This window comes from Streptomyces rapamycinicus NRRL 5491, from assembly GCF_024298965.1.
Lineage (GTDB): Bacteria > Actinomycetota > Actinomycetes > Streptomycetales > Streptomycetaceae > Streptomyces > Streptomyces rapamycinicus.
The window spans coordinates 876763-902805 of record NZ_CP085193.1; the positions used below are offsets into that span (position 1 = coordinate 876763).

Below are 26043 nucleotides of genomic sequence, written 5' to 3' on the forward strand. Positions count from 1 at the left end.
CTCCCCCGGATACCCATCCGCCGCCGTTCGAACGCCGCACGGCATAGCCACTCACTTCCGGGCTGCCCTCGGAACCCTCTATAGTAGGTAGACCTACCTACCTAATTTGCCAGGGTGTATGCGATGCGTGAGACCCGTGTGAGGACGACGGAGCCCGGGAGGCGGCGGCCTGCGCGGGAGCGTCTGCTGTCGGCCGCCGCGCGCCGCTTCTACGCCGACGGCGTGACGGCGACCGGAATCGACACGATCACCGCCGAGGCGGGCGTGGCGAAGATGAGCCTGTACAACAACTTCTCCTCCAAGGCCGATCTCGTCAGGGCCTATCTCGACACCCGCCACGAGGAGTGGCTGGCGATGTACCGGGCACGGCTGGAGCGGGCCGAAAGCCCCCACGACGGCGTCCTCGCGGTCTTCGACGCCTACGCCGATCACGCGGCGTTCGCCTACGAGCGCGGCTTTCGCGGGTGCGGCCTGCTCAACGCGGCCGCCGAACTGCCCGCCGGGGACGAGGGGCGGACCGTCGTACGCCGCCACAAGGAGGAGGTCGAGCGGCTGATCGCCGGTCACCTCGAAGAGCTGCTGCCCGAGCGCCCCGACGACGCCCGGACGATGGCGGAGCACCTGGCGTTCCTGCTGGAGGGCGCGATGGCACGCGCCGGTCTGGAAGGGGACGACAGCCGTCTGCGGCACGCCCGCGCGATGGCGGCGGCCCTGCTGGACCGGCCGTGACGGCCCCCGGACACGGCGCCCGCTCTTCAGCGGGCGCCGGATCGTTGTGCGTGCTCGCCGCGTCCGTGCTGTGGGGTACCACCGGCACGGCCGCCACCTTCGCCCCGGACGTCGGCCCGCTCGCCATCGGCGCCGTCGCCATGGGCCTCGGCGGACTGCTCCAGGCCCTGGTCGCCGCTCCCCGCATCGCCCGGCAGGCCGCGCGGCTGCGTGCGCGGCGCGGCACCGTGCTGCTCGGCGCGGTCGCGGTGGCGGCCTACCCCTTGGCGTTCTACAGCGCGATGCACCTGGCCGGAGTGGCCGTGGGCACAGTGGTGTCCATCGGCATGGCCCCGCCGGCCTCGGCCGTGATCGAACGCGTCATGGACGGGCGGCGGCTGACGCGCCGCTGGAAACTCGGCGCCGCCCTGGGCCTGCTGGGCACCCTCATGCTGTGCGCGGGCCAAGCCGCCGGGGCCCCCGGCGGCACGGAGCGGACATCCACGGCCGCCACGGTGTCCGGTGTGGGGCTGGGCCTCATCGCGGCCACGACCTACGCCCTCTACTCCTGGGCGGCTCACCGCCTGATCACCCAGGGGGTCGCCTCGCGCGCGGCGATGGGCTCGGTCTTCGGCGTGGGCGGACTGCTGCTGGTGCCGGTCCTCCTGGTCACCGGCGCCCCGCTCCTCGACTCCGGGTCCAACATGGCCGTCGGGGCGTACATGGCGCTGGTGCCCATGTTCGCGGGTTACGTCCTGTTCGGCTGGGGGCTGGCGCATGTGCCCGCCAGCACGGCCACCACGCTCTCCCTGCTGGAACCGGCCGTCGCGGCCGTCCTCGCCGTGCTCATCATCGGCGAACGCCTCCCGGTCCTCGGCTGGGGCGGTATCGCACTCGTCCTCGCCTGTCTGGCCGTCCTCACCGCTCCGGCGGGCGTCTCCGGGCGGCGCCGACAGCGGCGGGACGGCGTGCCGCCGCGGCGCACAGCGGCGGAGCACACCCTTGCCCAGTCGGATCCGGCGCCGTAGCGGAAGTCCGGTCCGACGGCAGGGCGTCCGTCGTGCGGTGCTGTCATTCAGCCCGCCGCGGGCCGGAAAACCTCTCCGCGAGACCGCGATGCCTGTCGGCGGCCAGCTTCGCCCGGGCCGTGCCGATGGTCGATCCGGCCATCCCTCCCAGACGTTCGATCTCGTCCGCGAAGCGCAGATGCTCCTGCCGCGCATGCTCACGGCAGGCGAGGCAGGTGACGTTCTCCGGGCGCGGCGACGTCATCGCGTACGGCGCCCGCAGTCCGCATCCGGTATCGACGAGGCTCGGCAGGTCACCGGCCAGGCCGAACGTGGATGCCATCATTTCGCGGACGGCGGCCACGCCACGGACGACCTTCGACTCGACATGGATGTGCGGATCGTCCCCGCCCAATGCGTCCTCCTCGCCACGGCACCGTGGCCGACCGGGAATGCTCGGCGGACGGCCGCGGGAGTGCGGGACGAGTCTCCCACGCCGTCAATGGCCCGAGCGCGGGCCGACGGGGCTGACGGGATGGCCGGGGATGGTCACCCCGGCGGCCGGGCGAGTTTGGCGGCCACGGCGTCGAGGACCCAGTCCAGGCCGGTCGCGAAGGACTCCTCGGCGTCCACCTCCGTGCCGTCGTGCACGGCCTTGGCCAGCGCCGGGAAGCGGCCCGTGGCCAACATCCTCGTCACATGCGGGCCGGAGGCGCGCTGCCAGTCGCGCTTGGACAGGCCCGTGGCGCGCTCGGCCCGCAGGTTCGCGATCTCGCGCCTGATCGCGCCGGTGAAGTAGGCGCTTACGGTCTCCACGGCCCGCATGACGGTGTCGAGGTCGGCGAGGCCGTCGAGGGCGGCCAACGTGGACTCGGTCACGGCGAGGCCGTTCGGGCCCAGGGTCGGTCGGCCGCCGAGCAGGTCGGCCAGCCATTCGTGACGGAGGGCGGCCCGCCTGGTGCGGTGGGCGAGGACGCGCAGCGCCTCCCGCCAGTCACCGGGCCGCTCCTCGGGGAGGATCTCGCCTTGGACCTCGTCCACCATGAGGTCGAACAGCTCCTCCTTGGTGGAGATGTATCCGTACAGCCGCATCGGGCCGGCGTCCAGCCGGGCGGCCACCTTGCGCAACGACACCGCCGCCAGCCCGCCCTCGTCGGCCAGCGCGATGGCGGCGGCGACGATCCGCTCCCGGTCGAGCGGTACGGGGCGAGTCGGCGGCTCCGGCCGGTCCCACACAGTCATGGTCACACCGTACTTGTTGCGATGCATCGTAATGAGCCAATACAGTGTATCGACATGAGACACCGCATCGCTGTGGTCGGGGGCGGCCCCGCCGGCCTTACCCTCGCCCGCGTCCTGCACCGCCATGACCACCCCGTCGCCGTGCTCGAACGCGACCCAGCCCCCGACGCCCGTCCCCCGGGCGGCACGCTGGACCTGCACGAAGGGCTGGGCCAGCTGGCACTGGACAAGGCGGGGCTGCTGGCGGAGTTCCAGGCGCTGTCCCGTCCCGAGGGGCAGGCCATGCGCATCCTGGACCCGGACGGGACCGTGCTCCGGGACTGGCAACCCCGTCCGGACGACCGGGCCAATCCCGAGATCGACCGCGGGCAACTCCGTGACCTGCTGCTCGGCCCTCTCGACGTCCAGTGGGGGCGGGGCGTGACACAGGTGGTGCCGGGGACCCCGGATGGCGTACTGGTCCATTTCGCGGACGGGCGACAGGAGACGTTCGACCTCGTAGTCGGCGCGGACGGCGCCTGGTCCCGGATCCGCCCGGCGGTCTCGTCGGCGACGCCGCACTACACCGGCGTCACCTCCGTCGAGACCTCCCTGGACGACGCCGACACCCGCCACCCCGATCTCGCCCGGATGGTCGGCGACGGTTCCGTGGCGGTGTACGGCGCCAACCGAGCTCTCGTCGCCCAGCGCAACAGCGGCGGCCACATCAAGGTGTACGCCCAGTTCCGCGCGGAGCTGGACTGGCACACGGACCTGGACCTGGCCGACGTCGAAGCCGTGCGATCGAGCCTGCTGGCGCTGTTCGACGGCTGGGCCGCTCCCGTCCTCGACCTCCTCCGCCACGGCACCGCTTTCGTCCACCGCCCCCTCCACGTCCTGCCCGTGTCCCACACCTGGCCCCACGTCCCCGGGGTGACGCTGCTGGGTGACGCCGCCCATCTGATGCCCCCGTTGGGGGCGGGCGCGAACCTCGCGATGCTGGAAGGCGCCGAACTCGCCGAGTCCATCGCCACCGGCCCTGGAGATCTGGACGAGGCCGTCCGCGCCTTCGAGGAACGGATGTGGGCACGGGCCGGCCGGTGGGCGAAGATCACGACGGCCGGTCTGGAACGCCTTGTGAGCCCGGACCCCGCCGCAGCCATCGCCCTCTTCGACGAGGTCCAGCCATCCTGACGCCGGGTCAGGTCGCGGTCGCGGACGCCGCCGCGCGGCCCGCGGTGCGGCCCGAGAAGAGGCAGCCGCCGAGGAAGGTGCCCTCCAGGGAGCGGTAGCCGTGCACTCCTCCCCCGCCGAAGCCCGCCACCTCACCGGCCGCGTACAGGCCGCTGACCGGGTGGCCGGAGGCGTCCAGGACGCGGCCGGAGAGGTCGGTCTGGAGGCCGCCGAGGGTCTTGCGGGTGAGGATGTTGAGGCGCACGGCGATCAGCGGTCCGGCGCCCGAGTCCAGGATCCGGTGCGCGGAGGCGGTGCGGCTGAGGGTGTCCCCGGGGTAGGCGAGCGCGTTGCGGATGCCCATGACCTGGACGTCCTTGGTGTACGGGTTCGCGATCTCGCGGTCGCGGGCCTCGATCTGCCGTTGGAGGTCCGCCAGGTCGATCAGGTTGTCGCCGGTCAGCTTGTTCATGCCCGCGACCAGTTGGGGCAGGGAAGTGGCGACGACGAAGTCCTCGCCCTTGTCCCGGAACCGCTGGATCGGCTCGGGGGTCTGCCAGATGCGGGAGAGGAGTTGCAGGATGTCCTTGTTGGTCAGGTCCGGGTTCTGCTCCGAGCCCGAGAGCGCGAACTCCTTGGCCATGATCTTCTGGGTGGTGACGAACCACGAGTAGTCATAGCCGGTGGCGGTGATCGATGCGAGGGTGTGCAGGGTGTCGTAGCCCGGGATGTCGGGGCTGGAGAACCGTCTGCCCTTCGCGTCGAACCACATCGACGACGGACCGGGCAGAATGCGGATGCCATGGCCCGGCCAGATCGGGTCGTAGTTCCTGAGGCCCTCGGTGTAGTGCCACATCCGGTCGGGGTTGACGATCCGTCCGCCCGCCTTCTCGGTGATCGCCAGCATGCGGCCGTCCACATACGCCGGGACGCCGGTGACCATGAACTTCGGCGGTGAGCCGAGCCGGTCGGGCCAGTTCCGGCGTACGAGGTCGTGGTTGGCGCCGATACCGCCGGAGGTGACGATCACCACCGGGGCGTTGAGCTCGAAGTCGCCCACGACGGTGCGCGAGGTCTGCTTGCCGCGGGCGGCGTCGCTCGGCTCCAGGATCGAGCCGCTCACCCCGGTGACGGTGCCACCGGTGACGATCAGCTCGTCCACCCGGTGCCGGAACTTGAAGGTCACCCGGCCGTCCTTCGCGGCGGCCCGTACCTTCTTCTCAAATGGCTCGACCACGGCCGGACCGGTGCCCCAGGTGACATGGAAACGCGGCACCGAGTTGCCGTGGCCGTCCGCGAGGCCGCCGCCGCGCTCGGCCCAGCCGACGATCGGGAACCACTGCACACCGAGCCCGTGCAGCCAGGACCGCTTCTCCCCGGAGGCGAAGTCCACATACGCCTCCGCCCACTTGTGGGCCCAGTGGTCCTGGCCGCCGGGGTCGGTGACACCGCGGTCGAAGCCGGCCGTGCCGAGCCAGTCCTGCCAGGCCAGTTCGGGGGAGTCCTTGATCCCCATCAGCCGCTGTTCCTCGGAGTCGACGAAGAACAGGCCGCCGAAGGACCAGAACGCCTGGCCGCCGAGGTTGCTCTCGGGCTCCTGGTCGAGGAGGAGCACCTTGCGCCCCGCGGCGGCCAGTTCCGCCGTGGCCACCAGCCCGGCGAGCCCGTGGCCGACCACGATGGCGTCCGCGTCCGAGGACGCCCCGGAGGCGGCGAAGGCCGGAACCGCCGCCTGGGCGAGCGCGGCACCGGCGAGCACACCGCCCGCCGCCGTCAGGGCGCGGCGGCGGCTGATCCCGCTGATCCCGGCGGGCGACGCGGAATTCTCTGTGGAGTTCTCCATGAGCTGCCTTCCGGGAGGGGTTCGGAGGGTGCGGGAGATACGGAGGGGGCCGCCGCGACGGAATCGTGTTACCGGCCGACAACGTGTTACCGACGGTAGCCCACGGGGTGCGAGGCCGCCAGAGTTCTGCTCACAGGAGCAACTCCCCTACGTGGCAGGGGACTTCGGGCGTTCAGCGACCGCCCGGTGACGGCTCGGCCGAGGCACTCCCCCGCGGCGAGAAGGCGTACAGATCGAGGATGTCGGGCAGCGGCACCACCCCGGGGCCGCCCGCCCGGACCCAGGCCACGATGTCCTCCGTCGCGTCCGGGTCGTTGACCAGGCCGAGCCAGACCGGCCGGCCCCCGGCGGCCCGTCCGGCGGCCGACGGCTGCACCACGATCACATTGGCCTGGTCGCAGACGTCCAGACACTCGGAGACGCGTACGGGCGCCTCCGCACCGAGCCGCGCGAGCTGCGCGGCGTGGTCGACGCCGGTCACCTTGGGACTGCCGCAACAGCAGTCCCGGCACACGGTCACCCGGCACGGCAGCGGATCGGCCGGCCCTACGGGCACGCCGCACCACCCCTCCTCCGGGGAAGTCCGCCCCGGTGTCGATCGAGGAGGCGACCGCGTGAGTCTCCTGGCTCTCGGGTCGATGCTCGTCCCGGCCTTCCCACCCGCGCATGCGGGCAGTGGCCTGTCCGGGATCCGCTCGCCGATCACAGTGGCGGTACCGCGCCGGATTCTCACCGGCTTCCTCGTTCCGCCGTCGCCCTTGTCGCCCGGCATCATCGCATCCCGGGCGCCCCGCTCACTCCCTCGGGGCTCCGCAGCGCGCACAGCGAGCGAAGTGGGCGGTGTCCTGGATCGCGCCGCAGTCGGCGCAGACCCGCTCCAGCCAGCAGGCGGGGTCCCCGCCCTCGGGCTCGGCGGGCGCCGGGTCCGCCGCCTCCCGGTCCGCGGTCTCCGGGTCCACCGCCTCCCGGTCCGCCGTCCCCGGGTCCGGGTCGCCGGGCCGAGCCGTGCCGCTCATCGTGTGCGCCTCCTCATCCGGACCGTGCGCGGGTCCGTCAGCCGACCCTCTACCCCTGGTGGCGTCTCCGGAAGCAGCCAAGCTATAGATCCGATCTCTCACGCGCCCACGACCCTTGACGGGGCGTAATATCGCCCGCCCCCTCCCCAGTTATCGGATGACTCGGTAACGTATCCGCCTCGGGAGGCAACGATGCCGAGATCTTACCGACGCTCCGCAGTGGCATTTCTGCTCTGCGGCGTCCTGGCCATGACGCTCTTCGTCACCGGGCCCGCACAGGCGAAGGACTCCGCCTGGACCGTGCGCGGCCCCTCGCCCCACTCCGGTCCCCTCGCCCAACTGCGGCTCGACGGCGCCTCGGGAGCGCTGGCGCTCCAGGTGTCCCGGGGCGGACGTACGGTGATCGAGCCCTCGCCCGTGGGCATCGTCACCGAGCGGGCGGATCTGTCGCACGGGCTGCGCTATCTGGGACGCCACGACCGCACCGTCGTGGAGCGCTACCGGTCGACGGTCGGCAAGCAGCGCTCGCGCACGGCACGGATGACCGAGACCCGCTTCCGGTTCCGCGGCGGCGGGAACGCCCGGCTGGACCTCGTGGTGCGGGTCTCGGACGACGGGGTCGCCTATCGCTACGACCTGCCCTCCGGCAGCGGCGATGTCCTCGGCGAGACCTCGGCCTTCACCCTGCCCCCGGACGCGGCCGCGTGGCTGGGCGACTACCGCAAGGACAACGAGAACCTGTTCAAGGAGTACACCGCGGCGACCGCGCCCACCGGTGAGTACATGGCGCAGGCGCTCTTCGAGACGGGCGGCGGCTACGCGCTGATCGCGGAGTCGGATCTCACCGGCCGCTACTCCGCCGCCCGGCTGACCCACCAGCAGGGCATGCCCACGTACCGCATCGGCCTGTGGGACGAGCGGGTCGAGTCCGACGGGCCGCTCAGCACACCCTGGCGCGCCCTCATCGTGGGCGATCTGCCGACCGTCACCCAGTCCACCTTCACCGACGATCTGGCACCGGCGTCACGGGTCGCCGACACCTCGTGGATCCGGCCCGGACCCGCCCTGTGGACCTGGCTCGCGGGCGGCAAACCGGCCGGGCAGAGCCTGTCGATGCAGAAGGGGTACGTGGACTACGCGGCCCAGCGCGGCTGGCCGTATGTCGTGGTGGACGCGGGCTGGTACTTCGACCCCGACCAGTGGGACGTCACCGATCCCGACTGGCAGCGGAACAGCTGGATCCCGCAGCTCGTGGACTACGCCCGCGAGCGGCAGGTGGGCATCCAGGTCTGGATCCACCACCGTGACCTCGACACCGCCGAGGAACGCGAGCAGTGGCTGCCCACGCTGGAGCGGTGGGGGGTGAAGGGCGTCAAGATCGACTTCATGGACTCCGAGTCCCAGGAGACACTGCGCTGGTACGACGAGATCCTCAAGGACACCGCGGCCCACCATCTGCTCGTCAACTTCCACGGCTCGACGATCCCCAAGGGCATTCAGCGCACCTGGCCGCAGGTGATGTCGATGGAGGGCGTGAACGGCGAGGAGAAGCGGACCAACACCCCGCAGCACCTGGCCACGCTGCCGTTCACCCGCAATGTCATCGGCTCCATGGACTTCACCCCCGGGGCCTTCCACCGGCCCGAGCGCCCCAACGCGGTGTCGGACGCGGGCGAAGTCGGGCTGTCGGTGCTCTACGAGTCCGGTATCCAGAACCTGGCGGGCACCCCGGAGTCCTATGACGCCCGTCCGCTCGCCCGCCGGTTCCTGGAGCAGATCCCGGCCACCTGGGACCGCACCCGGCTGCTGGCGGGGCGGCCGGGTGAGAGCGCCGTGCTCGCCCGGGCCAGCGGCTCGCGGTGGTTCATCGGCGGTACGTTCACCGGTCCCGCGCACACCGCCGAGGTGCCGCTGCGGCTGGAGCCGGGCCGCTGGCTGGTCGATCTGATCCTGGACGGCCCGGACGGCCTGGTGCGCAAGCCCACGGTGGTGCGCGGCGGGCAGACCCTGTCCGTGCCGGTCGCGGCGGACGGCGGGTTCGCCGCCATCGCCTGCCGCTGGCGGCCCGGCCTGTCGACCTGCGACCGCCCCTGACCGCCCCCTACGACCCGGGCTGACCACCCGTCACGCGGACACCCCGTCCAGGACGCCCGTCCAGATGCCGAGCGCCGGAAGGCAGACGCCGGCCGCGAAGACCCATGCGGCGGCGACGGCACGGGCGTAGGGGGCGGGGTGGCCGCCGGTCCACCCTCGGGAGAGGGCCCTCAGCCGGTCGGCCTTCTGCCGTGTCGGGCTCTTCTGCTGCTGAGCGGTGAGGAAGGCGGACAGCCGGTCCGCCGACTCCGCGTCCGTGACCGCCTCGGCGTCCGCCCGCGTCTCCATCAGCGTGACCAGGACGCGGCGGGCGCGGCTGTTGGCGTAGAGGCCGCCGGTCAGGGTGAGGACGAAGGGCCATCGACACGAGGGTCTGCGCCGGGCGCTCGATGGGGGTGATGGCGAGGGCCGTCACCCCGTCGAAGCACACGGCGGCCTTCCCCGCCGCCGGCCCATGGCGCAGATAGCGCCGTCTCATCGGATCGCCGTGGCGCAGATGCGAGATCTCGTGCCGGAGCAGGACCGGACCGGCCGGGCTCTTCAGACCGCCGTCAACTCCCGTGCCCCGTACGGTGCGGGGGCCTGCGCGTGCGGGTCCAGTCCACCAACTGCCGGGCCGTCCAGGTGGTGATGACGCGCTCCGCCGGCACCCCGCATTCCACAGCCCGTGCGCATCCGCCCGGCTGCCAGTCGAGCTGGCCCGGCGCGTGGGCGTCGGTGTCGATGGAGAAGAACGTCCCCGCCCGCACGGCCTCCCGCAGCAGTCTGCGCGGCGGATCCAGCCGCTCCGGACGGCAGTTGATCTCCACGGCGGTGCCCGCCTCCGCGCAGGCGCCGAAGACCTCCTCATGGTCGAAGGCCGACTCGGGGCGCTTGCCGCCGAGCAGCCGTCCGGTGCAGTGGCCCAGCACATCGACCAGCGGATCACTGACGGCGGCGACCATCCGGCGGGTCATGGGACGGGCGTCCATCCGCAGTTTGGAGTGGACCGAGGCCACCACCACGTCCAGCTGGTCCAGCAGCTCCGGCTCCTGGTCCAGGGAGCCGTCCGGGAGGATGTCGACCTCGATCCCGGTGAGCAGCTGGAACGGGGCGAGCTTCGCGCGCAGCTCCGCCACCACGTCCAGCTGGGCGCGCAGCCGGTCCGCCGAGAGTCCGCGGGCCACCGTCAGCCGTGGGGAATGGTCGGTGAGCACCGCCCACTTGTGCCCCAGCCGCGCCGCCGTACGGGCCATCAGCTCGATCGGGGAACCGCCGTCGGACCAGTCCGAGTGCATATGGCAGTCCCCGCGCAGCGCGGCGCACAGCTTCGCCGCGTCCTCGTCGGGCTCGCGCCCGGCCTCGGCGGCCTCGGTCTCCAGCTTCGCCAGATACCCGGGCACCTGGTCCTTCAGCGCCTCCTGGACCACCTGCGAGGTCTTGGGGCCGAGGCCCTTGAGCGACCGGAGGGTGCCGTTCGCGGCACGCCGCTCCACCTCCTGGGGGTCCAGGTCGGCGAGCACCGACTGGGCCGTGCGGAAGGCACGCACCCGGTAGGTCGGCGCCTGCGCGCGCTCCAGGAGAAACGCGATCCGGTCCAGGGCCTCCAGGGGGTCCATCGGGCGCTCCTCGCTGTGGGTGGCGTGGCCTGCGGGGGTGTCGTGGTGGCGTGCGGAGGGTCGTGGCGTACTGCGTCCGCGCCTCAGGCGCGGCGGTTCGGGCGGCGGCCGGGGGGCTGATGGGGTTCGGGACGTGCGGTCAGCTCGTCGATGTCGCAGGTCCGGGGGGTCTTCTCGGAGACGGTGATGGGCCGCCCGTAGTGCCGGATCTCCAGGGGCGCGCCCTCGGCCAGGGAGTAGGTGACAGAGCGGTTGGTGATCTCCACGCGCAGCTTCCGGCCCAGCACCTGCATGGTGAAGGCGAGCCGGGCCAGCTTCTCGGGCAGCTTGGGCGAGAACTCCAGCCTGCCGTCGCGGTGCCGCATCCCGCCGAACCCGGCGACCAGGGCGATCCAGGTGCCGGCGAGCGAGGCGATGTGCAGACCGTCGCGGGTGTTGTGCTCCAGGTCCTTCAGGTCCATCAGGGCCGCCTCGCCCAGGTAGTCGTAGGCGAGCCGCAGATGGCCCACCTCGGCGGCCATGACGGCCTGGGCACACGCGGAAAGCGAGGAGTCCCGGACCGTGAGCCGCTCGTAGTAGTCGAAGTTGCGTGCTTTCTCCTCCTCGGTGAAGCACTCGCCGCGCAGATACATCGCCAGCACCAGGTCGGCCTGTTTGATCACCTGCTTGCGGTACATGTCGAAGTACGGGAAGTGGAGCATCAGCGGGTACTGGTCGGGCCGGGTGCCCTGGAAGTCCCACTCCTGGTGGCCGGTGAAGTCCGCGGACTGCTCGTGGACGCCCAGGGTCTTGTTGTACGGGACGGACATGGACTCGGCGGCGTCCCGCCACGCGGCGGCCTCCTCGTCGTCGACGCCCAGTTCGGCGCCCTTGTCCGGGTGGCGTTCGACGATGTCCGCGGCGGCCCGCAGGTTCGACTGGGCCATGAGGTTGGTGTACACGTTGTCGTCCGCGACGGCGCTGTACTCGTCCGGGCCGGTCACCCCGTCGAGGTGGAAGCGGCCGTGGTGGTCGTGGTGGCCGAGGGAGCGCCACAGCCGGGCGGTCTCCACCAGCAGTTCCACCGCGGTCTCGCGCTCGAACTCGTCGTCGCCGGTGGCCGCCACATAGCGCACCACGGCGTCCGCCACATCGGCGTTGACGTGGAAGGCCGCGGTGCCGGCCGGCCAGTAGGCGGAGCATTCGGAGCCGTCGATGGTGCGCCAGGGGAAGGCGGCGCCCTCGTGGCCGAGCTGCCGGGCCCGGTCCCGGGCGGCGGGCAGGATGGACTGCCGCCAGCGCAGCGCCTCGGCCACGGACTCGGGGAAGGTGTAGGTGAGCAGCGGCAGGACGAAGGTGTCGGTGTCCCAGAAGGAGTGGCCGTCGTAGCCGGAGCCGGTGAGGCCCTTGGCGGGGATGGCCCGTTCCTCGGCCCGGGCGCCGGCCTGCAGTACGTGGAAGAGGGCGAACCGCACGGCCTGCTGGATCTCGGCATCGCCCTCGACCTCGACGTCGGCGCGGGACCAGAAGTCCTCCAGCCAGCCGCGCTGCTGGTCCACCAGACCGCGCCAGCCGGTGCTGGCGGCCCCGGCCAGCGCGGCCTCGACCTGGTCCCGTACGGCGGGCAGCGAACGGGCGCCGGACCAGCCGTAGGCCACCAGTTTCTCCAGCCGCAGCACCTGGCCCGGCTCCAGTACCGAGGTGACGGTCAGCCGGGCGACGTCGTCGGCGCTCTCGCTGGCGTGACGGGTGGGCGGCGGCCCGGTGATCAGGTGGTCGGCGGCCGCCGCGATCCGCAGGTCGCTGGCCTCGGTGCAGTGGATCAGCCGCAGCCGCTTGTCGTTGGCGGCGTTCTCCTCGGGCTTGAGCGGGGACTCCAGGGCCTCGGCCACCCGGGGGTCGCCGGCGCGCTCGGGAAGCTGCTCGTTGGCGACCAGTTCGGACTGGACGACGACGCGGATCTGGGCGTCGACGGCCTCCACCTCGTAGGCGACGGCGGCGATGGCCCGCTGGGTGAGGGAGACCAGCCGGGTGGAGCGGACCAGCACGCTGATGCCGGAGGGGGAGGTCCATTCGCAGGTGCGGTGGAGCAGCCCGCCGCGCAGATCGAGCACCCGCTCGTGGGAGCGCAGCCGCCCGTACCGCAGATCGAAGGGCTCGTCGTCCACCAGCAGCCGGATGATCTTGCCGTTGGTGACGTTGATCATGGTCTGGCCGGCCTCGGGATAGCCGTATCCGGCCTCGGCGTAGGGCAGGGGACGCCGCTCGTACACCCCGTTGAGGTAGGAGCCGGGGAGGCCGTGGGGCTCCCCCTCGTCGAGGTTGGCGCGCCAGCCCACATGGCCGTTGGAGAGCGCGAAGACCGATTCGCTCTGGGGCAGCAGATCGAGCCGCAGATCGGTTTCCCGCAGCGCCCAGGGGTCGACGGCGTACGAGGAATCGGTGATCACGAGTCGTCCTCCAGCAGCTCGGCTAGATCCTTGACCACGATGTCGGCGCCGTGGGCGCGCAGCGCGTCGGCCTGGCCCACCCGGTCCACGCCGACGACACAGCCGAAGTGCCCGGAGCGCCCGGCCTCCATGCCCGCCAGGGCGTCCTCGAAGACGGCGGCCGCCTCGGGCCCGACGGCCAGCTCCTGTCCGGCCTCCAGGAAGGTGTCGGGGTGCGGTTTGCCGGGCAGCTTGCGCTCGGCGGCGACCACACCGTCGATCCGCACCTCGAAGAGGTGCTCGATACCGGCGGCGATCAGCACATCGCGGCAGTTGGCGCTGGAGGAGACGACCGCGGTCCGCAGGCCCTCGGCACGTACGGCCTCCACGAAGCGCACCGAGCCCGGGTACGCCTCCACTCCCTCCTTCCGGATCTTCTCCAGGACGAGGATGTTCTTGCGGTTGCCCAGGCCGTGCACGGTGTCCCGGTCGGGCGGGTCGTCCGGCTCGCCGTCGGGGAGCTCGATGCCCCGGGAGGCCAGGAAGGTGCGCACCCCGTCGGCGCGTGGACGGCCGTCCACGTACTCGTCGTAGTCGCGGCCCGAGTCGAAGGGGCGGAACGAGGGGCCGTCGCGCCGCCGCAGATACTCGTCGAACATCTGCTTCCACGCCGCCGCGTGCACCACCGCGGTCCGGGTCAGCACTCCGTCGAGGTCGAACAGGCAGGCTCGGATGCCATCGGGCAGGCAGAGCTTGGTCATGGCCCCCGGTTCCCCCGGGAACGCCGGAATATGCGGGGAGGGGGAAGCCTTCCCCCGCTCGGCGGAGCGCGGCGCGCACTCGGCGGGGCGCACTCGGCGCGGGGCGGCGCTCGCTCAGCGCGGGGCGGCGCTCGTCCACCGTGCAACAGCGCTCGCTCAACGCGGCACGACGGTGCGCCCCTCGCGGCCTGAGCGGTCGGCGGCCTCCAGGACGGCGACGACCTCCCGGCCGAACCGTACGTCGCAGGGATCGGCCGCCCCGCCGTCGCGGGCGGCGCTCAGCAGCCGGTCGACGGCCGTGGCGAAGGCGTCCAGGGCGGTGGTCCCCGCCTCGGGCACCACGGCGATCCCCCGCTCGCCGTAGAAGTCGCAGGAGAAGCCCTGGGCGGCGGGCCGGGCGTCCAGGGTGAGCGCGAGGGTGCCGATGGCGCCGGAGTGGTGGCGCAGCAGCACATGCGCGGCGCCGCGCGGCCCCTCGAGGGCGGTGACCTCGGCCACCGGGCCGAGGACCGGCAGCAGGACGGACAGCGAGTGCGGGCCGACGTCCCACAGCCCGCCGCGCTCCCGCCGCCAGTGGGAGTCGCCGTAGTGGCCGCCGGGCTGGAAGATCGAGGCGAAGGCGGTGGCACGGCCGCCGTCCCAGCCGCCGTCGGCCGCGGCCTGCCGGAGGAAGGTCTCGACGGGCGCCGCGAAGCGGTTGGTGAAGAAGACCACCGAGGCCAGCCCGCGCTCGTCCACGGCGCGCACGATCCGGTCGGCCTCCTCCGTGCCGAAGGCCAGCGGCTTGTCCAGGAGCAGATGGCGTCCGGCCAGCGCGGCCCGCTCGGCGAGGCCGCTCTGGATGTCCGGCGGGAGGGCGATGGCCACGGCGTCCACGTCGGCGATCAGGGCGTCGGCGTCCGGGTGGGCGCGGGTGCCCCAGCGGTCCGCCAGCGCCTTCGCCTTCGCCGGGTCGCGTCCCCAGATCCCGGCCAGTTCTGCCTCGGGGTGTGCGGCGAGCGCCGCCGCGTGGGTCTCGGCCGCCCAGTGTCCGGTGCCCAGCACTCCGAACCGCACTGTCCGTCCCCCTCCGCGCGAGGCCCCCGGAGTCCTCCCCGGGCGTCGGCCGCGATCCTACGCCCGCGCCGCCCGGCCGCTTCGGCCGAGGGCGGTACGCCGCTCCCCCGCTTGGCCGCGGGCGGATGCCGGTGGCCGGGGGCGGTGCCAGGGTGAGGCCATGGCCGGCCACGGTGCGGGTGACGGCCGAAGCCCACCCTCACCGCTGGAGGAACCCGTGACCCGTGGCTCGTCACGCTCCCTCTCCCGCGCACACCGGCGGCGTGCCGCGGTCCGGGCCGCGGCGGCCCTGCTGCTGTGCGGGGCAGCGGTTCCGGCCTGCGCCTCCTCCAGCGAGCACCGGCCGGACCGGGCGGCGTCGGCGTCGGCGCGGCAGAGCGCGATCCAGGCGTCGGCCGCGGCGAGGAAGAAGGCGGAGAAGAAGGCCGAGCTCGCCCGGCTGCTGCCGGGGATGCCGCCCCCGCTGGACCCGCATGACCTCTACGCGGCCGACCGGCCGGGGAAGCTGTCCCGGACGGTGAAGGACTATCCGTCACGGGTGTACGTACCCAACACGCTCTCGGACACGGTGAGCGTCATCGACCCGGAGAAGTTCAAGGTCGTCCGCACGATCCAGGTGGGCCACCAGCCGCAGCACGTGGTGCCCTCGTGGGATCTGAAGACGCTGTGGGTCAACAACGACCTGGGCAACACCCTCACCCCCGTCAACCCCGCCAACGGCCGGGTGGGCCGCCCGGTGGACGTCCACGACCCGTACAACCTCTACTTCACCCCGGACGGGAAGTACGCGGTGGTGATGGCCTCCATGGACCGGGCGCTGGTCTTCCGGGACGCGCACACCATGAAGGTGGTCAAGTCGGTGCCGGTGGACTGCTACGGCGTGAACCACGCGGACTTCTCACCCGACGGGCGCTACTTCATCGTCTCATGCGAGTTCTCCGGTGAGCTGCTGAAGGTGGACACGGCGAAGAAGAAGGTGATCGCCAAGCAGCGGCTGCCGATCGCCGGGGCGATGCCGCAGGACGTCAAGATCTCGCCCAACGGCAAGACCTGGTACATCGCCGACATGGTGGCGAACGGCCTGTGGGTGCTCAACGGCGACACCTTCGGCAAGCCGCGGCTGCTGCCCACCGGGAAGGGCACGCACGGCCTCTACGTGAGCCGCGACTCCCGCTCCATGTACATCTCCAACCGCGGCGAGGGCACCATCTCGGTGCTGTCCTTCAAGAGCGGCAAGCTGGTGCGTCGGTGGCGGCTCCCCGGCGGCGGCAGCCCCGACATGGGCGGGGTGTCCACCGACGGCAAGGTGCTGTGGCTCTCCGGCCGCTACAACGCCGAGGTCTACGCGATCGACACCCGCACCGGCCGGCTGCTCGCCCGGATCCCGGTCGGCGGCGGCCCGCACGGGCTCGCGGTCTACCCCCAGCCCGGCCGCTACTCCCTCGGCCACACCGGAATCTTCCGCTGAGGCGGTATTCCCGCGGGGCCGGGCCCGGGCCCGCGGCCTGCGTGCGCCGGGGATCTGCATAGCCTGCCTATATAGAGGCATGATATAAAACTAGATGTGGAATACACGCAGCAGTCCGGCGCCCGGGAGCCCGGCGCCCCCGCCACCCGTGAGGAGGTCGCGGAGGCGCTGGAGCAGCTGGCGTTCCTCGCGGTGCGCCATCTGACCAACCGGGACATCAGCTTCACGGCGGCCTCGACCCTCGGCCGGCTCAGCCGGGAGGGCCCGTCCCGCCTCACGGCCCTGGCCGCCGACGAGGGCGTCACCCAGCCCTCGATGACCCAGCTCATCCAGCGCCTGGAGCGGCAGGGTCTGGTGACCCGGGTCGACGATCCGCACGACGGCCGGGTGGTCCTGGTGGCGATCACCGACGCCGGGCGGGAGCTGCTCGCCGAGCGGCGCCGCGGCCGTACGAACCGGCTCGCCGAACTGCTGGCCACCCTTGCCCCCGAGGACGAACAGGCGCTTGCCACCGCCGTCCGCGCCGCCACGCCCGCCTTCCAGCGGCTCGTCGAGAACGCGGCACGGGCGCGGAAGTCCCCGGGAAACACCGCTTCCTGATCAACCGGCACCCTGCCGCGCCACGGCTCGCCATGTCGTCACGGCTCGGGCCCTGAACGACGGAGCATCATTTGTCCGCTCATCCCAGCGCCCCCAACCCCTTCAAGCAGCCGAAGGCCGTATGGGCGGTCGCCTTCGCCTGTGTGATCTCCTTCATGGGCATCGGCCTCGTGGATCCGATCCTGCCCTCCCTCTCCGCCAAGCTGCATGCCACGCCGAGTCAGGTGTCGCTGCTGTTCACCAGCTATCTGGTGGTCACCGCCGTCGCCATGCTGGTCACCGGGTTCGTCTCCAGCCGTATCGGCGCCAAGCGCACCCTGGTGGCCGGTCTGGTGCTCATCGTGCTCTTCAGCGCGGCGGCCGGGGCCTCCGGCAGCATCGACGGGATCGTCGGCTTCCGCGCCGGATGGGGGCTTGGCAACGCCCTCTTCATCGCCACCTCGCTGGCCGTCATCGTGGGCTCGGCCAGCGGTGGCTTCGCCGGCGCGATCATCCTCTACGAGACCGCGCTGGGCATCGGCATCGCGATCGGGCCGCTGCTGGGCGGCGAGCTCGGCGCGATCAGCTGGCGCGGGCCGTTCTTCGGTGTGGCGGTCCTGATGGCCATCGCGCTGATCGCGACCATCGTGCTGGTCCAGCCCACCCCGACCCCGGCGCGCCGGGCCTCGATCGCCGACCCGCTCAAGGCGCTGCGCCACCGCGGGCTGCTCATCATGGGGCTGACCGCGCTCTGCTACAACTGGGGCTTCTTCACCGTGCTGGGCTACGCCCCGTTCCCGATGGACCTGGGCACCCATGAGCTCGGCTATGTCTTCACCGGCTGGGGTGTGCTCGTCGCCCTCTTCTCGGTCTTCGGCGCCCCCTGGCTCCAGGCGCGGCTCGGCATAGCCCGCTCCCTGTATCTGAATCTGGCGCTGTTCGCCCTCGACATCCTCGTCATCGGCCTGTTCACCGACTCCAAGGCGACGCTGATCGTGGCGGTGATCGTGGCCGGCGCGTTCATCGGGATCAACAACACCATCACCACCCAGGCGGTGATGACCGTCGCCCCCGTCGAACGGCCCGTCGCCTCCGCCTCCTACGGTTTCGTCCGCTTCATCGGCGGTGGTCTGGCCCCGTACGCGGCGGGGAAGATCGCCGAGCACAGCGGTGTGCATCTGCCCTTCTACATCGGGGCGGCGGCGGTCGCGCTGGGGATCGGCGTCCTGGCCACCGGGCACTCGCTGCTCGCCGAGGCCGAGCGCGTCCAGGCGGCGGAGGCGGCCGGACACACCCCGGCCGAGGAGCGGCGCGAGACGCTGGAGAAGCAGGCGCTGGCCGAGGAGCTCGGCTCGGCGGGCTGACGCGGGACGCGGGGCCCCGGCGGGCCCCGCCCGTCCCCGTCGGATCAGCCAGGAACCTCAGATCCGCCAGGACCGGATGTTGCTGGCCGCGTCGAAGACATCCGCCTTGCTGGAGAGGATGTCGCGGACCAGGTCGATCAGCGCCCCGTACGGCGGGTCGATGCCCTCGCCGGAGGCGTGCATATAGGCGACCGCGGTCGCGGCGGCGAACCGCGCGTTGCTCGCCGGGAGCGGTCTGAGCAGCGCGATGGTGTGCAGCAGGGCCGCGGCCCGCCACGCGGGGTCGGGGTCGACGCCCAGGCGGGGCGGGTCGACGCGGTGGCGGGCGACGGCCGCGACCAGACCCGAGAAGTCCGAGATGGCCGGCTGTTCCGGCATGACCTCCTCATGGCGCTGCAGCAGCCAGGGGACGTCGATATGCAGCAGCGGGGCCATGGTCAGGCGGCCTGCCCGGGCTGGCGGTGCTCATCGTCGGGGAAGGCGTCCGCGAAGGCGTCGGCGTTGTCGGCGAAGAACCGCCGGAAGACCTCGGCGCCCTCCTGCAGAGCGCGGTGACGCGCGATGTCGGCCACGGTCGCCTCCCGGACGAGGGCCTTCATGGTGGTACCGCGCTCCTTGGCGATCTGGCGGAGGTCCTCAAGTTCCCGATCGCTGAATTCCACGTTGAGTGCTGACATGCGGGACACCCTACTCACCGGGTACCCCGTCAGCAATCGCCGCAGCTCAGATCATGTTTTTGTAGGTACTTGACAAACCTTTCCAGCCATCACGGACGGCTGCGGCCGGGGACGGGACCGCCGTCGGGCCCGACCCTGACGAACGGCTCGCGCACCTCCCGGTCCAGCAGGCTCCGGTACGCGGCGGGGCGGCGGAAGGCGTCTCCCCAGGTCTCCCGGCGCCGGTTGGCGCGCAGCGCGTCGAGGTCGAAGACCGCCGGATAGACCCCCTCGGCCTCGCCCGCCTCGACCACCAGGGTGTCCCGGGACCGCCCGTCCACGAAGGCGACGCCGTCGTGGGCGACGGAGTGGCCCCAGCCGGGACCGGCGTAGTTGGCCATGGCCATGCCGGTCATGTTCTCCACGGCGCGGGAGCGGAACTGGGAGAGCCGGTTGATCTCCAGCTCGCAGGCGTTCGGAGTGAGGACGATCTCCGCCCCGGCGAGCATCAGGGCGCGGGCGCTCTCCGGGAACTCCCGGTCGTAACAGATCATCGCCCCGGTCATCACTTCGCCCACCGCCGTGTCCAGGGCGCACACCTCGAACCCCTCCCCCGGGGTCAGACCGGCCTCCGGCAGGTCGAAGGCGCAGGTGTGCACCTTGGCGTAGGTCAGCACCAGGCGGCCGTGCCGGTCGATGAGGGAGAGGGTGTTGCGCGGCGGTCCGTCCCAGCGCTCCAGATAAGTGAGCCCGATGGCCATCTCGAGCTCGGCGGCCAGCTCGCGGAAGCGGGTGACGAAGGGCGAGTCGCGGGTGATGGGCTCGCCGAGCCAGACGGGCTCGGGCCATGGCCCGGCCGGGGTGCGGGCACCGTCCCACAGCGACGGATGGCGGTAGACGTCGCCGTCGGCGGAGCCTTCGGGGATGTCGCAGCTGTAGCCGTTGCTCCACATCTCGGGGAAGAGCGCGATGTCGGCGCCGAGTGCCCGGGCCCGGCGGCAGGCCGCCTCGCCGAGGGCGAGGTTCACCGGCAGATCGGGCCCCGGCGGGGCGAGTTGGAGCAGGGCGACGGTGAGGGTGGTCACGGTGGATGCCTCCTTCGGTACCTGATGGCGTGCGGGCGATGCGAAGGAGGTGTCCCGGTGGGCCTCTGGGGCGGGACGGGTGTCAAAGCATGCCGCCACGCTACCCGGGCGCGAGGTGGGTTCGCGAGGGGCCGTCGTCTCCGGATCCCGGCGGCGGGAAGCGGGTAGGGCTGCCCGTACGGCGTGATCGCCGGAGGGACCGGCCACAAGGAATGGGGTATGCGGTGAGGATCGAGTCGGCTGAGGTCGTCGTCACCAGTCCGGGACGCAATTTCACCACCCTGCGCATCGTCACCGAGGACGGTGTCACGGGTCTGGGGGATGCCACGCTCAACGGCCGTGAGCTGGCCGTCGCCTCGTATCTGCGGGACCACGTGGTGCCACTGCTGCTCGACCGGGACGCCTCGCGCATCGAGGACACCTGGCAGTATCTGTACCGCGGGGCGTACTGGCGGCGGGGGCCGGTGACCATGGCCGCCGTCGCGGCCGTCGACACCGCGCTGTGGGACATCAAGGCCAAGGCCGCCGGGATGCCGCTGTACCAGCTGCTGGGCGGGGCGTCGCGCAGCGGGGCGCTGGCCTACGGGCACGCCTCCGGCCGGGACGTCCCCGAACTGCTCGACTCCATCCGCGCCCATCTGGCACAGGGCTATCGCGCGATCCGCGTCCAGACCGGCATCCCGGGGCTGGCCTCGGTCTACGGAGTGGCCTCCTCCACCGCGGGCGGCGGGGAGCGCTACGACTACGAACCGGCGCGCCGGGGGTCGGGGCCGCGGGTCCTGCCCGCCGAGGAGAGCTGGGACACCCGGGCCTATCTGCGCCATCTGCCGACCGTGTTCGAGGCCGTCCGGGCGGAGTTCGGCCCGGAGCTGCCGCTGCTGCACGACGGCCACCACCGGATGACACCGATCCAGGCGGCCCGGCTCGGCAAGGCGCTGGAGCCGTACGACCTGTTCTGGCTGGAGGACGCCACACCCGGCGAGGACCAGGCCGCGCTGCGGCTCATCCGGCAGCACACCACCACCCCGCTGGCCATCGGCGAGGTCTTCAACCACGTCCACGACTACACCACGCTGCTGAGCGAGCGGCTGATCGACTACGTGCGCTCGGCGGTGACCCACACCGGCGGGGTCACCGGCATGCGCAAACTGCTGGACCTGGCCGCGGTCTACGGGATCAAGTCCGGGATGCACGGCCCGACCGACATCTCCCCCGTGGGCATGGCCGCGGCGCTCCACCTGGATCTGGCCGTCCACAACTTCGGCATACAGGAGTACATGCCGCACACCGCCGACACGCTGGAGGTCTTCCGCACCTCCTTCCGCTTCGAGGACGGGCTGCTGCACCCCTCCGACACCCCGGGCCTGGGCGTCGAGCTGGACGCGGAGGCCGCCGGTCGGTTCCCGTACCAGCCCGCGTATCTGCCGGTGAACCGGCTGGCGGACGGCACGGTGCACGACTGGTGAACGGAGGTACGGTGAGCCGCGTCGCCGTAGCAGAGAAGAGGGAGCATGGAGCAGCGTGAGTTCGGCCGGCTCGGCCGCAAGGTGTCGGTCGTGGGCCTGGGCACCTGGCAGCTGGGCGCGGACTGGGGCGAGGTCGGCGAGAACGACGCCCTGACCGTGCTGGACACGGCCGTCGAAGCGGGTGTGACGTTCTTCGACACCGCCGATGTGTACGGGGACGGGCGCAGCGAGCAGCTCATCGGGCGGTACCTGAAGGCGCGCCCGGACGCCGGGATCTTCGTGGCCACCAAGATGGGGCGGCGGCTGCCGCAGCTCGCGGAGAACTACACGCTGGACAACTTCCGCGCGTGGACCGACCGTTCGCGGGCCAATCTGGGCGTGGACACCCTGGATCTGGTCCAGCTGCACTGCCCGCCGTCCTCGGTGCACTCCTCGGCCGCGGTCTTCGACGCGCTGGACACGCTGGTGGCCGAGGAGCGGGTGGCGGCGTACGGGGTGAGCGTCGAGACGTGTGCGGAGGCGCTGGCGGCGATCGCGCGTCCGGGCACGGCGAGCGTGCAGATCATCCTCAACCCGTTCCGGCTCAAGCCGCTGGAGGAGGTGGTCCCGGCGGCGCGGGAGGCCGGTGTCGGGATCATCGCGCGGGTGCCGCTGGCGTCCGGTCTGCTGTCGGGGAAGTACACCAAGGACACCGTCTTCGCCGAGAACGACCACCGCACCTTCAACCGGCACGGCGAGATGTTCGACCAGGGCGAGACGTTCTCCGGTGTGGGCTTCGAGGAGGGCGTCGAGGCGGCGGTGGAGTTCGCCGGACTGACCCCACCGGGCGCCACCCCCGCGCAGACGGCGCTGCGGTGGATCATCCAGCAGCCGGGCGTGACCTCGGTCATCCCGGGGGCGCGTTCGCCCGAGCAGGCTCGGGCGAACGCGGCCGCGGCGGGGCTGTCCCCGCTGCCGGGCGCCACGCTGGAGGCCGTCGGCGACCTGTACGACCGGCGGATCCGGGCCCAGGTGCACCATCGCTGGTAACGGTGGCACGCGGGGCTCAGAAACCGGCGTCCGCCGTCCATTGCGCGAGCTCGCGCTGGGCGGCGGCGCGCTGCTCCGCCGTAGGGGCGGCGGTGCCGTCGGCGATCAGCGCGTAGTGCAGGGTGCCGGTGGACTCACCGGCCGGGGCGGACAGCACCAGCCGGTTGCCTTCGCCGTCGCCGGGCTCCGCCGCGGTGGCGACGGGATGGTCGGCGGTGTGGCCGTGCGCGGTGTACGCGGGCGGGCCGGTGAGGGTGCCCAGATCGGAGACGACGGTGGTCCGTGCGGGGTCGAAGTCGCGGGGCAGCCGGAGTTCGGTGGGCGCGTCGGTGGCGCCGTCTGAGCGCCAGACCAGCATGGAGTAGCGGCCTGAGCCGGTGACCTTGGCGACGTGTCGCAGGCTGCCGGGGATGCGGTCCCAGCTGAGCGTGGTGGAGCCGTCACGCGCACGGTCCTCGAAGGTGAAGGCGAGGGTGCGGCCCGCGACGGCGCGCGGATAGATGCGGTCGAGCAGCCGGGCGTCCTGGCGCAGCGCGGCGTCACCGGAGTCGTCGAGGCGCACGGCCGAGAGGTCCTCGTCGTTCCAGGCGTCACCCTCGGTGAGTACCTTCCCGGTGTTGCCGTTCATGGCCTCGTGGTGGCGGCCGTTGTAGATGTCCCACTGCCACTGGGTGGAGGAGAGCACGGCGCCGGAGGCGGCCGGTTTGGTCCACCAGGTGGCGCCGGGGAGGCGGGAGTCCAGCGCCTGGTACATGCCCTTGACGACGGTGGGGGCCTTGTCGGAGGTGAAGCCGGCCAGCGGATGGCCGAATTCGCTCATGACGGCGGGCAGGCCTAGGGCGGTGGAGCGGTCGCGCAGGGCGCCGAAGTCGCCCGCGTACTGGCCGTCGGCCGCCTTGCCGGGCATGAAGATCCCGGAGATGGCCTTCTGATCGTAGTAGTGGGTGTTGAAGACGTAGTCGGGGCCGGGTTTTCCGGCGTCGAGGAGTCCGCCCTCCTGGCGCTGGAAGTCCAGGTTGGAGTTCCAGAACATATTGGGTTCCACGAACGCGGGCTTGTCCTGCCAGCCCGCGGCGTCCATACGGGCGCGGAACTTCTCGTAGAAGGGCCACAGCACGCTCTTCTCCCAGGTGCGGCTGTTCTGGCCGTCGTCGTACGCGCCCGCGTACGGCTCGTTGAGCGGGTCGAAGCCGACGACGCGGGTGAACTGGTCGTCGGTGAGCTCCCGGGCGAGGTAGGTCATGGTCTTCTCGGCGGTGGCCAGGAAGGCGTCCTGGACACGGACGGTGCCCGCGCCGGTGGTCAGGGCGCGGTTGCGCCAGAAGTCGCGGGTGGCGTCTCTGACCGCCTGGTTCTGGGTGATGTTCTGGCCCCAGTGGAAGCAGATGCCGCAGGACTCCTTGGGGTATCCGCCCGCGTCGATGACCCATTTCGGGGCGCCGTCGCCGCTGTACCAGCTGTCCTTGTCGAAGAGACGGCCGGAGTACAGGTCCTGGTGGAAGTCGGGGAAGACCCGGATTCCGGCGTCGAGGAACGCCTTCATCTGCGCGGTGGCCTTCTCCAGATAGCCGGTGTCCACCTGGCCCGGCTCGGGCTCGGCATGGGCCCAGGAGAGCAGGTACCGCACCGCGTTGGCGCCGGTCAGGTGGCGCATGGCGGCGGCGGATTTCCTCGCGTCGGCGGTGGTGGCGAACGGGAGCCCGCCGTTCTCCTCCAGTTTGGTCTCGCCGGACACGTTGAAGCCGCGCAGCACGACCTCGCGGCCGTGGCCGTCGGCGAACCGGGTGCCGTCCACGGTCACCTGGTCCGCCGCCCGGCCGTCGAACCAGGGCGCCTCGGCCGCGGCCGCCGGAGTGCCCGGGGCCGCGGCCGCCGCCAGCAGCAGGACGGCCACCCCGAGCAGCCGGGTGCGACCCGGTCGGGGGCGGCCGATCCGTATCCCTCGTGTCTCATGAGTCGGCATGGACCTACCGTCCAGTAAACCTGAGGGATCGTCAACTACTCGCGTCAACTACTCGCACTCGAAGGGCAGTTCGGCGCCGAGGCGATGTGGCTACCGCTGGAAACCGTGGCCCAGGGCCGCACCGGCCTCCGGCGCCCCGAGGGAGTCCGGCCCGAAGGAGACGACACCGTCCGTGGTCAGGCCGCTCGCCTGGCCGCGCAGCGTCCAGGCCGCACCGCTGGTGGACTGGGCGCCGTCCTCGTCGGGCGCGCCCACGGCCAGGTCGTCCTTGCCGTCGCCGTCGGTGTCGGCGAGCCCGGTCGCCATGGCGAAGTGGTCCCCCGCCTCCGCGGCACCGGGGACACCGGCGGTGTCCTGGGTGAACGCCTGGGCGCCGGTGCCGGACAGCCCGCCCCGGCCGCCGTAGAGCTGGACGACGCTGCCCGCCTCCTTGACCGAGTCCAGGCCCTCGTACGGGATGCCGACGGCGATGTCCGCGTAGCCGTCGCCGTTGACGTCGCCGGAGCTGAGCGAGTAGCCGAACTGGTCGCCGTCCTCGTTGACGCCGGGGACGCCCGCGGTGTTCTGGTCGATGGTCGTGGTGCGGGTGGTGCTCGGCCCCGACGCGGTGCCGTAGAGGACCTTGAGCGTGCCGTGGTCGTACGGCAGGTTCTCGATGACGTCGCCGGGGACGGTGCGCAGGACCAGATCGCCGTGGCCGTCCTTGTCGACGTCGCCGATGGTCGCGGAGGCGGCGTCGGTGAGGTCGGCGGCCTTCTGCGACAGGCCCTTGTCGTCGCCCTTGAAAAACAGGCTGGACTGGGACATCTCCTCGAAGGCGTGGGTGGAGACGAGGTCGTCCTTGCCGTCGCCGGTGATGTCGCCCGCGGTCAGACTGGTCGGCGCGTCGAACCGGCCGGTGTCGGAGAAGGAACTGCCCTCGTCCTTGCCGTCGCGGGTGAACGGGCCGAGGCGGACGCGCACTCCGGTCTTCTCGTCGTCCGGGCCCTCGCCGGTGGTGACCACGTCGGCCAGGTCGGCGTGGCCGTCGCCGTTGAAGTCGCCGCCCGCGATGACGCTGTCGCCCCAGTGGTCGCCGTTGCCGGCGGGCAGCTGGGTGCCGCCGGTCAGCCCGTTCGGCGAGCCCCACAGGACCGTGATGGCCGGGGACTTGCCGGTCTGGATCGCCAGATCGGTGTAGCCGTCGCCGTCCAGGTCGCGGGCGACGGTGTGGGCCCCGAAGAACGCCGACGCGGCGGGGTCGCCGGGAACGCCCTCGGTGGCCTGGCTGACGACCTGGCGGTGGGCGGTGTCCGCGCCGGAGGCGGAGCCGTAGACGACGGCGACATAGCCCGCCTCGGCCTTGCCGCCCACCGTGCCGGCGGGTGCGGAGACGGCGAGGTCGGCGCGTCCGTCCTTGTTGAAGTCGACCTTCGGGGCGGCGGCCGCGGCGGGGCGGCCCTCGGCGGCGCCCGCGGAGGGTACGGCGAGTAAGGCGGGGGTGGTCACAAGTGCGGCCACCGTCGCGCAGCGCACGACGGTGGTGAGGGAACGGGGGCGCACACTTCC

General features: G+C 72.1%; 24 protein-coding genes and 1 riboswitch. Of the genes, 9 read left to right on the forward strand and 15 right to left on the reverse strand.

Annotated elements, in window-relative coordinates; all coding sequences use genetic code 11:
* Positions 1-123 precede the first annotated feature (123 nt).
* Together LIV37_RS03950 and LIV37_RS03955 are read left to right on the forward strand one after the other, a co-directional pair.
* Positions 124-729, forward strand: coding sequence for a TetR/AcrR family transcriptional regulator (locus LIV37_RS03950; protein ID WP_020865800.1), 606 nt, complete (start codon positions 124-126; stop codon positions 727-729).
* Positions 726-1736, forward strand: coding sequence for a DMT family transporter (locus tag LIV37_RS03955; RefSeq protein WP_373920588.1), 1011 nt, complete (start codon positions 726-728; stop codon positions 1734-1736). Before LIV37_RS03950 ends, LIV37_RS03955 begins: the two co-directional genes overlap by 4 nt.
* A 43-nt stretch (positions 1737-1779) precedes the next feature.
* On the opposite strand, the gene LIV37_RS03960 is transcribed toward LIV37_RS03955, so the two are convergent.
* Together LIV37_RS03960 and LIV37_RS03965 are read right to left on the reverse strand one after the other, a co-directional pair.
* Positions 1780-2130 (reverse strand): hypothetical protein, encoded by a 351-nt coding sequence (locus LIV37_RS03960; RefSeq protein WP_020865802.1) that lies wholly within the window; start codon positions 2128-2130, stop codon positions 1780-1782.
* A gap of 134 nt (positions 2131-2264) precedes the next feature.
* On the reverse strand, positions 2265-2957 hold the full coding sequence (locus LIV37_RS03965) for a TetR/AcrR family transcriptional regulator (RefSeq protein WP_121826241.1): 693 nt from the start codon (positions 2955-2957) through the stop codon (positions 2265-2267).
* A 54-nt stretch (positions 2958-3011) separates the two neighbouring features.
* On the opposite strand from LIV37_RS03965, the gene LIV37_RS03970 reads away from it, so the two are divergent.
* Positions 3012-4130, forward strand: coding sequence for an FAD-dependent oxidoreductase (locus LIV37_RS03970; protein ID WP_020865804.1), 1119 nt, complete (start codon positions 3012-3014; stop codon positions 4128-4130).
* A 7-nt stretch (positions 4131-4137) separates the two neighbouring features.
* Here LIV37_RS03970 and LIV37_RS03975 read toward each other — a convergent pair whose 3' ends face one another.
* From LIV37_RS03975 to LIV37_RS03985, 3 genes are all read right to left on the reverse strand, one after another.
* Entirely contained in the window at positions 4138-5952 is a 1815-nt protein-coding gene (locus tag LIV37_RS03975) for an FAD-binding dehydrogenase (protein WP_020865805.1), read from the reverse strand.
* A gap of 172 nt (positions 5953-6124) precedes the next feature.
* On the reverse strand, positions 6125-6508 hold the full coding sequence (locus LIV37_RS03980; protein ID WP_121825836.1) for a (2Fe-2S) ferredoxin domain-containing protein: 384 nt from the start codon (positions 6506-6508) through the stop codon (positions 6125-6127).
* Positions 6509-6553: 45 nt separating this feature from the next.
* Positions 6554-6731: riboswitch (cobalamin riboswitch) on the reverse strand.
* A 15-nt stretch (positions 6732-6746) separates the two neighbouring features.
* A complete protein-coding gene (locus tag LIV37_RS03985; RefSeq protein WP_020865807.1) occupies positions 6747-6968 on the reverse strand; it encodes a hypothetical protein in 222 nt (73 codons plus the stop codon).
* 192 nt (positions 6969-7160) lie between these two features.
* On the opposite strand from LIV37_RS03985, the gene LIV37_RS03990 reads away from it, so the two are divergent.
* Positions 7161-9062, forward strand: coding sequence for a glycoside hydrolase family 97 protein (locus LIV37_RS03990; protein ID WP_121825835.1), 1902 nt, complete (start codon positions 7161-7163; stop codon positions 9060-9062).
* A 30-nt stretch (positions 9063-9092) separates the two neighbouring features.
* Here LIV37_RS03990 and LIV37_RS03995 read toward each other — a convergent pair whose 3' ends face one another.
* From LIV37_RS03995 to LIV37_RS04015, 5 genes are all read right to left on the reverse strand, one after another.
* A complete protein-coding gene (locus LIV37_RS03995; RefSeq protein WP_020865809.1) occupies positions 9093-9350 on the reverse strand; it encodes a hypothetical protein in 258 nt (85 codons plus the stop codon).
* 263 nt (positions 9351-9613) lie between these two features.
* Positions 9614-10660 carry a PHP domain-containing protein gene (locus tag LIV37_RS04000; protein ID WP_020865810.1) on the reverse strand — a complete coding sequence of 349 codons (1047 nt, stop codon included), beginning with the start codon at positions 10658-10660 and terminating at the stop codon, positions 9614-9616.
* 83 nt (positions 10661-10743) lie between these two features.
* Positions 10744-13089 carry a glycoside hydrolase family 65 protein gene (locus LIV37_RS04005; protein WP_020865811.1) on the reverse strand — a complete coding sequence of 782 codons (2346 nt, stop codon included), beginning with the start codon at positions 13087-13089 and terminating at the stop codon, positions 10744-10746.
* Positions 13086-13829, reverse strand: a complete 744-nt coding sequence (locus tag LIV37_RS04010; RefSeq protein ID WP_020865812.1) for an HAD family hydrolase — start codon at positions 13827-13829, stop codon at positions 13086-13088. The genes LIV37_RS04005 and LIV37_RS04010 overlap by 4 nt, the downstream gene beginning before the upstream one ends.
* A 156-nt stretch (positions 13830-13985) precedes the next feature.
* A complete protein-coding gene (locus LIV37_RS04015; protein WP_020865813.1) occupies positions 13986-14885 on the reverse strand; it encodes a Gfo/Idh/MocA family protein in 900 nt (299 codons plus the stop codon).
* A gap of 217 nt (positions 14886-15102) precedes the next feature.
* On the opposite strand from LIV37_RS04015, the gene LIV37_RS04020 reads away from it, so the two are divergent.
* From LIV37_RS04020 to LIV37_RS04030, 3 genes are all read left to right on the forward strand, one after another.
* Complete coding sequence (locus LIV37_RS04020; protein WP_020865814.1) at positions 15103-16353, forward strand: YncE family protein; 1251 nt, start codon at positions 15103-15105, stop codon at positions 16351-16353.
* Between the two features lie 96 nt (positions 16354-16449).
* The gene (locus LIV37_RS04025) at positions 16450-16953 is read left to right on the forward strand and encodes a MarR family winged helix-turn-helix transcriptional regulator (RefSeq protein WP_020865815.1); all 504 of its coding nucleotides are present in this window, start codon (positions 16450-16452) and stop codon (positions 16951-16953) included.
* A 71-nt stretch (positions 16954-17024) separates the two neighbouring features.
* Positions 17025-18296, forward strand: a complete 1272-nt coding sequence (locus tag LIV37_RS04030) for an MFS transporter (protein ID WP_020865816.1) — start codon at positions 17025-17027, stop codon at positions 18294-18296.
* A gap of 57 nt (positions 18297-18353) precedes the next feature.
* Here LIV37_RS04030 and LIV37_RS04035 read toward each other — a convergent pair whose 3' ends face one another.
* The 3 genes from LIV37_RS04035 to LIV37_RS04045 form a co-directional block, all read right to left on the reverse strand.
* On the reverse strand, positions 18354-18731 hold the full coding sequence (locus LIV37_RS04035) for a hypothetical protein (protein WP_020865817.1): 378 nt from the start codon (positions 18729-18731) through the stop codon (positions 18354-18356).
* A 2-nt stretch (positions 18732-18733) separates the two neighbouring features.
* Positions 18734-18973 (reverse strand): hypothetical protein, encoded by a 240-nt coding sequence (locus LIV37_RS04040; RefSeq protein ID WP_020865818.1) that lies wholly within the window; start codon positions 18971-18973, stop codon positions 18734-18736.
* A gap of 89 nt (positions 18974-19062) precedes the next feature.
* Positions 19063-20037: a carbon-nitrogen hydrolase family protein gene (locus LIV37_RS04045; RefSeq protein ID WP_020865819.1), complete on the reverse strand. Its 975-nt coding sequence runs from the start codon at positions 20035-20037 to the stop codon at positions 19063-19065.
* Positions 20038-20261: 224 nt separating this feature from the next.
* Here LIV37_RS04045 and manD point away from each other — a divergent pair, with 224 nt between their 5' ends.
* Positions 20262-21503 (forward strand): D-mannonate dehydratase ManD, encoded by a 1242-nt coding sequence (manD, locus tag LIV37_RS04050; protein WP_020865820.1) that lies wholly within the window; start codon positions 20262-20264, stop codon positions 21501-21503.
* Positions 21504-21548: 45 nt separating this feature from the next.
* The gene (locus tag LIV37_RS04055) at positions 21549-22532 is read left to right on the forward strand and encodes an aldo/keto reductase (RefSeq protein WP_020865821.1); all 984 of its coding nucleotides are present in this window, start codon (positions 21549-21551) and stop codon (positions 22530-22532) included.
* Between the two features lie 16 nt (positions 22533-22548).
* Here LIV37_RS04055 and LIV37_RS04060 read toward each other — a convergent pair whose 3' ends face one another.
* Both LIV37_RS04060 and LIV37_RS04065 read right to left on the reverse strand, forming a co-directional pair.
* Positions 22549-24495 carry a cellulase family glycosylhydrolase gene (locus LIV37_RS04060; protein ID WP_121825834.1) on the reverse strand — a complete coding sequence of 649 codons (1947 nt, stop codon included), beginning with the start codon at positions 24493-24495 and terminating at the stop codon, positions 22549-22551.
* A gap of 90 nt (positions 24496-24585) precedes the next feature.
* The gene (locus LIV37_RS04065) at positions 24586-26037 is read right to left on the reverse strand and encodes an FG-GAP and VCBS repeat-containing protein (RefSeq protein ID WP_020865823.1); all 1452 of its coding nucleotides are present in this window, start codon (positions 26035-26037) and stop codon (positions 24586-24588) included.
* Positions 26038-26043: the final 6 nt, after the last annotated feature.

What these genes read in the sequence shown, in the direction of transcription:
- LIV37_RS03970 (WP_020865804.1), top strand. Translation starts at nt 3,012, where the DNA reads ATGAGACACCGCATCGCTGTGGTCGGGGGCGGCCCCGCCGGCCTTACC.
- LIV37_RS03990 (WP_121825835.1), top strand. Translation starts at nt 7,161, where the DNA reads ATGCCGAGATCTTACCGACGCTCCGCAGTGGCATTTCTGCTCTGCGGC.
- LIV37_RS03985 (WP_020865807.1), bottom strand. Translation starts at nt 6,968, where the DNA reads ATGAGCGGCACGGCTCGGCCCGGCGACCCGGACCCGGGGACGGCGGAC.
- LIV37_RS03975 (WP_020865805.1), bottom strand. Translation starts at nt 5,952, where the DNA reads ATGGAGAACTCCACAGAGAATTCCGCGTCGCCCGCCGGGATCAGCGGG.
- LIV37_RS04035 (WP_020865817.1), bottom strand. Translation starts at nt 18,731, where the DNA reads ATGGCCCCGCTGCTGCATATCGACGTCCCCTGGCTGCTGCAGCGCCAT.
- LIV37_RS04040 (WP_020865818.1), bottom strand. Translation starts at nt 18,973, where the DNA reads ATGTCAGCACTCAACGTGGAATTCAGCGATCGGGAACTTGAGGACCTC.
- LIV37_RS03950 (WP_020865800.1), top strand. Translation starts at nt 124, where the DNA reads ATGCGTGAGACCCGTGTGAGGACGACGGAGCCCGGGAGGCGGCGGCCT.
- LIV37_RS04060 (WP_121825834.1), bottom strand. Translation starts at nt 24,495, where the DNA reads ATGCCGACTCATGAGACACGAGGGATACGGATCGGCCGCCCCCGACCG.
- LIV37_RS04055 (WP_020865821.1), top strand. Translation starts at nt 21,549, where the DNA reads ATGGAGCAGCGTGAGTTCGGCCGGCTCGGCCGCAAGGTGTCGGTCGTG.
- LIV37_RS03995 (WP_020865809.1), bottom strand. Translation starts at nt 9,350, where the DNA reads ATGGAGACGCGGGCGGACGCCGAGGCGGTCACGGACGCGGAGTCGGCG.
- LIV37_RS04000 (WP_020865810.1), bottom strand. Translation starts at nt 10,660, where the DNA reads ATGGACCCCCTGGAGGCCCTGGACCGGATCGCGTTTCTCCTGGAGCGC.
- LIV37_RS03965 (WP_121826241.1), bottom strand. Translation starts at nt 2,957, where the DNA reads ATGACTGTGTGGGACCGGCCGGAGCCGCCGACTCGCCCCGTACCGCTC.
- LIV37_RS04010 (WP_020865812.1), bottom strand. Translation starts at nt 13,829, where the DNA reads ATGACCAAGCTCTGCCTGCCCGATGGCATCCGAGCCTGCCTGTTCGAC.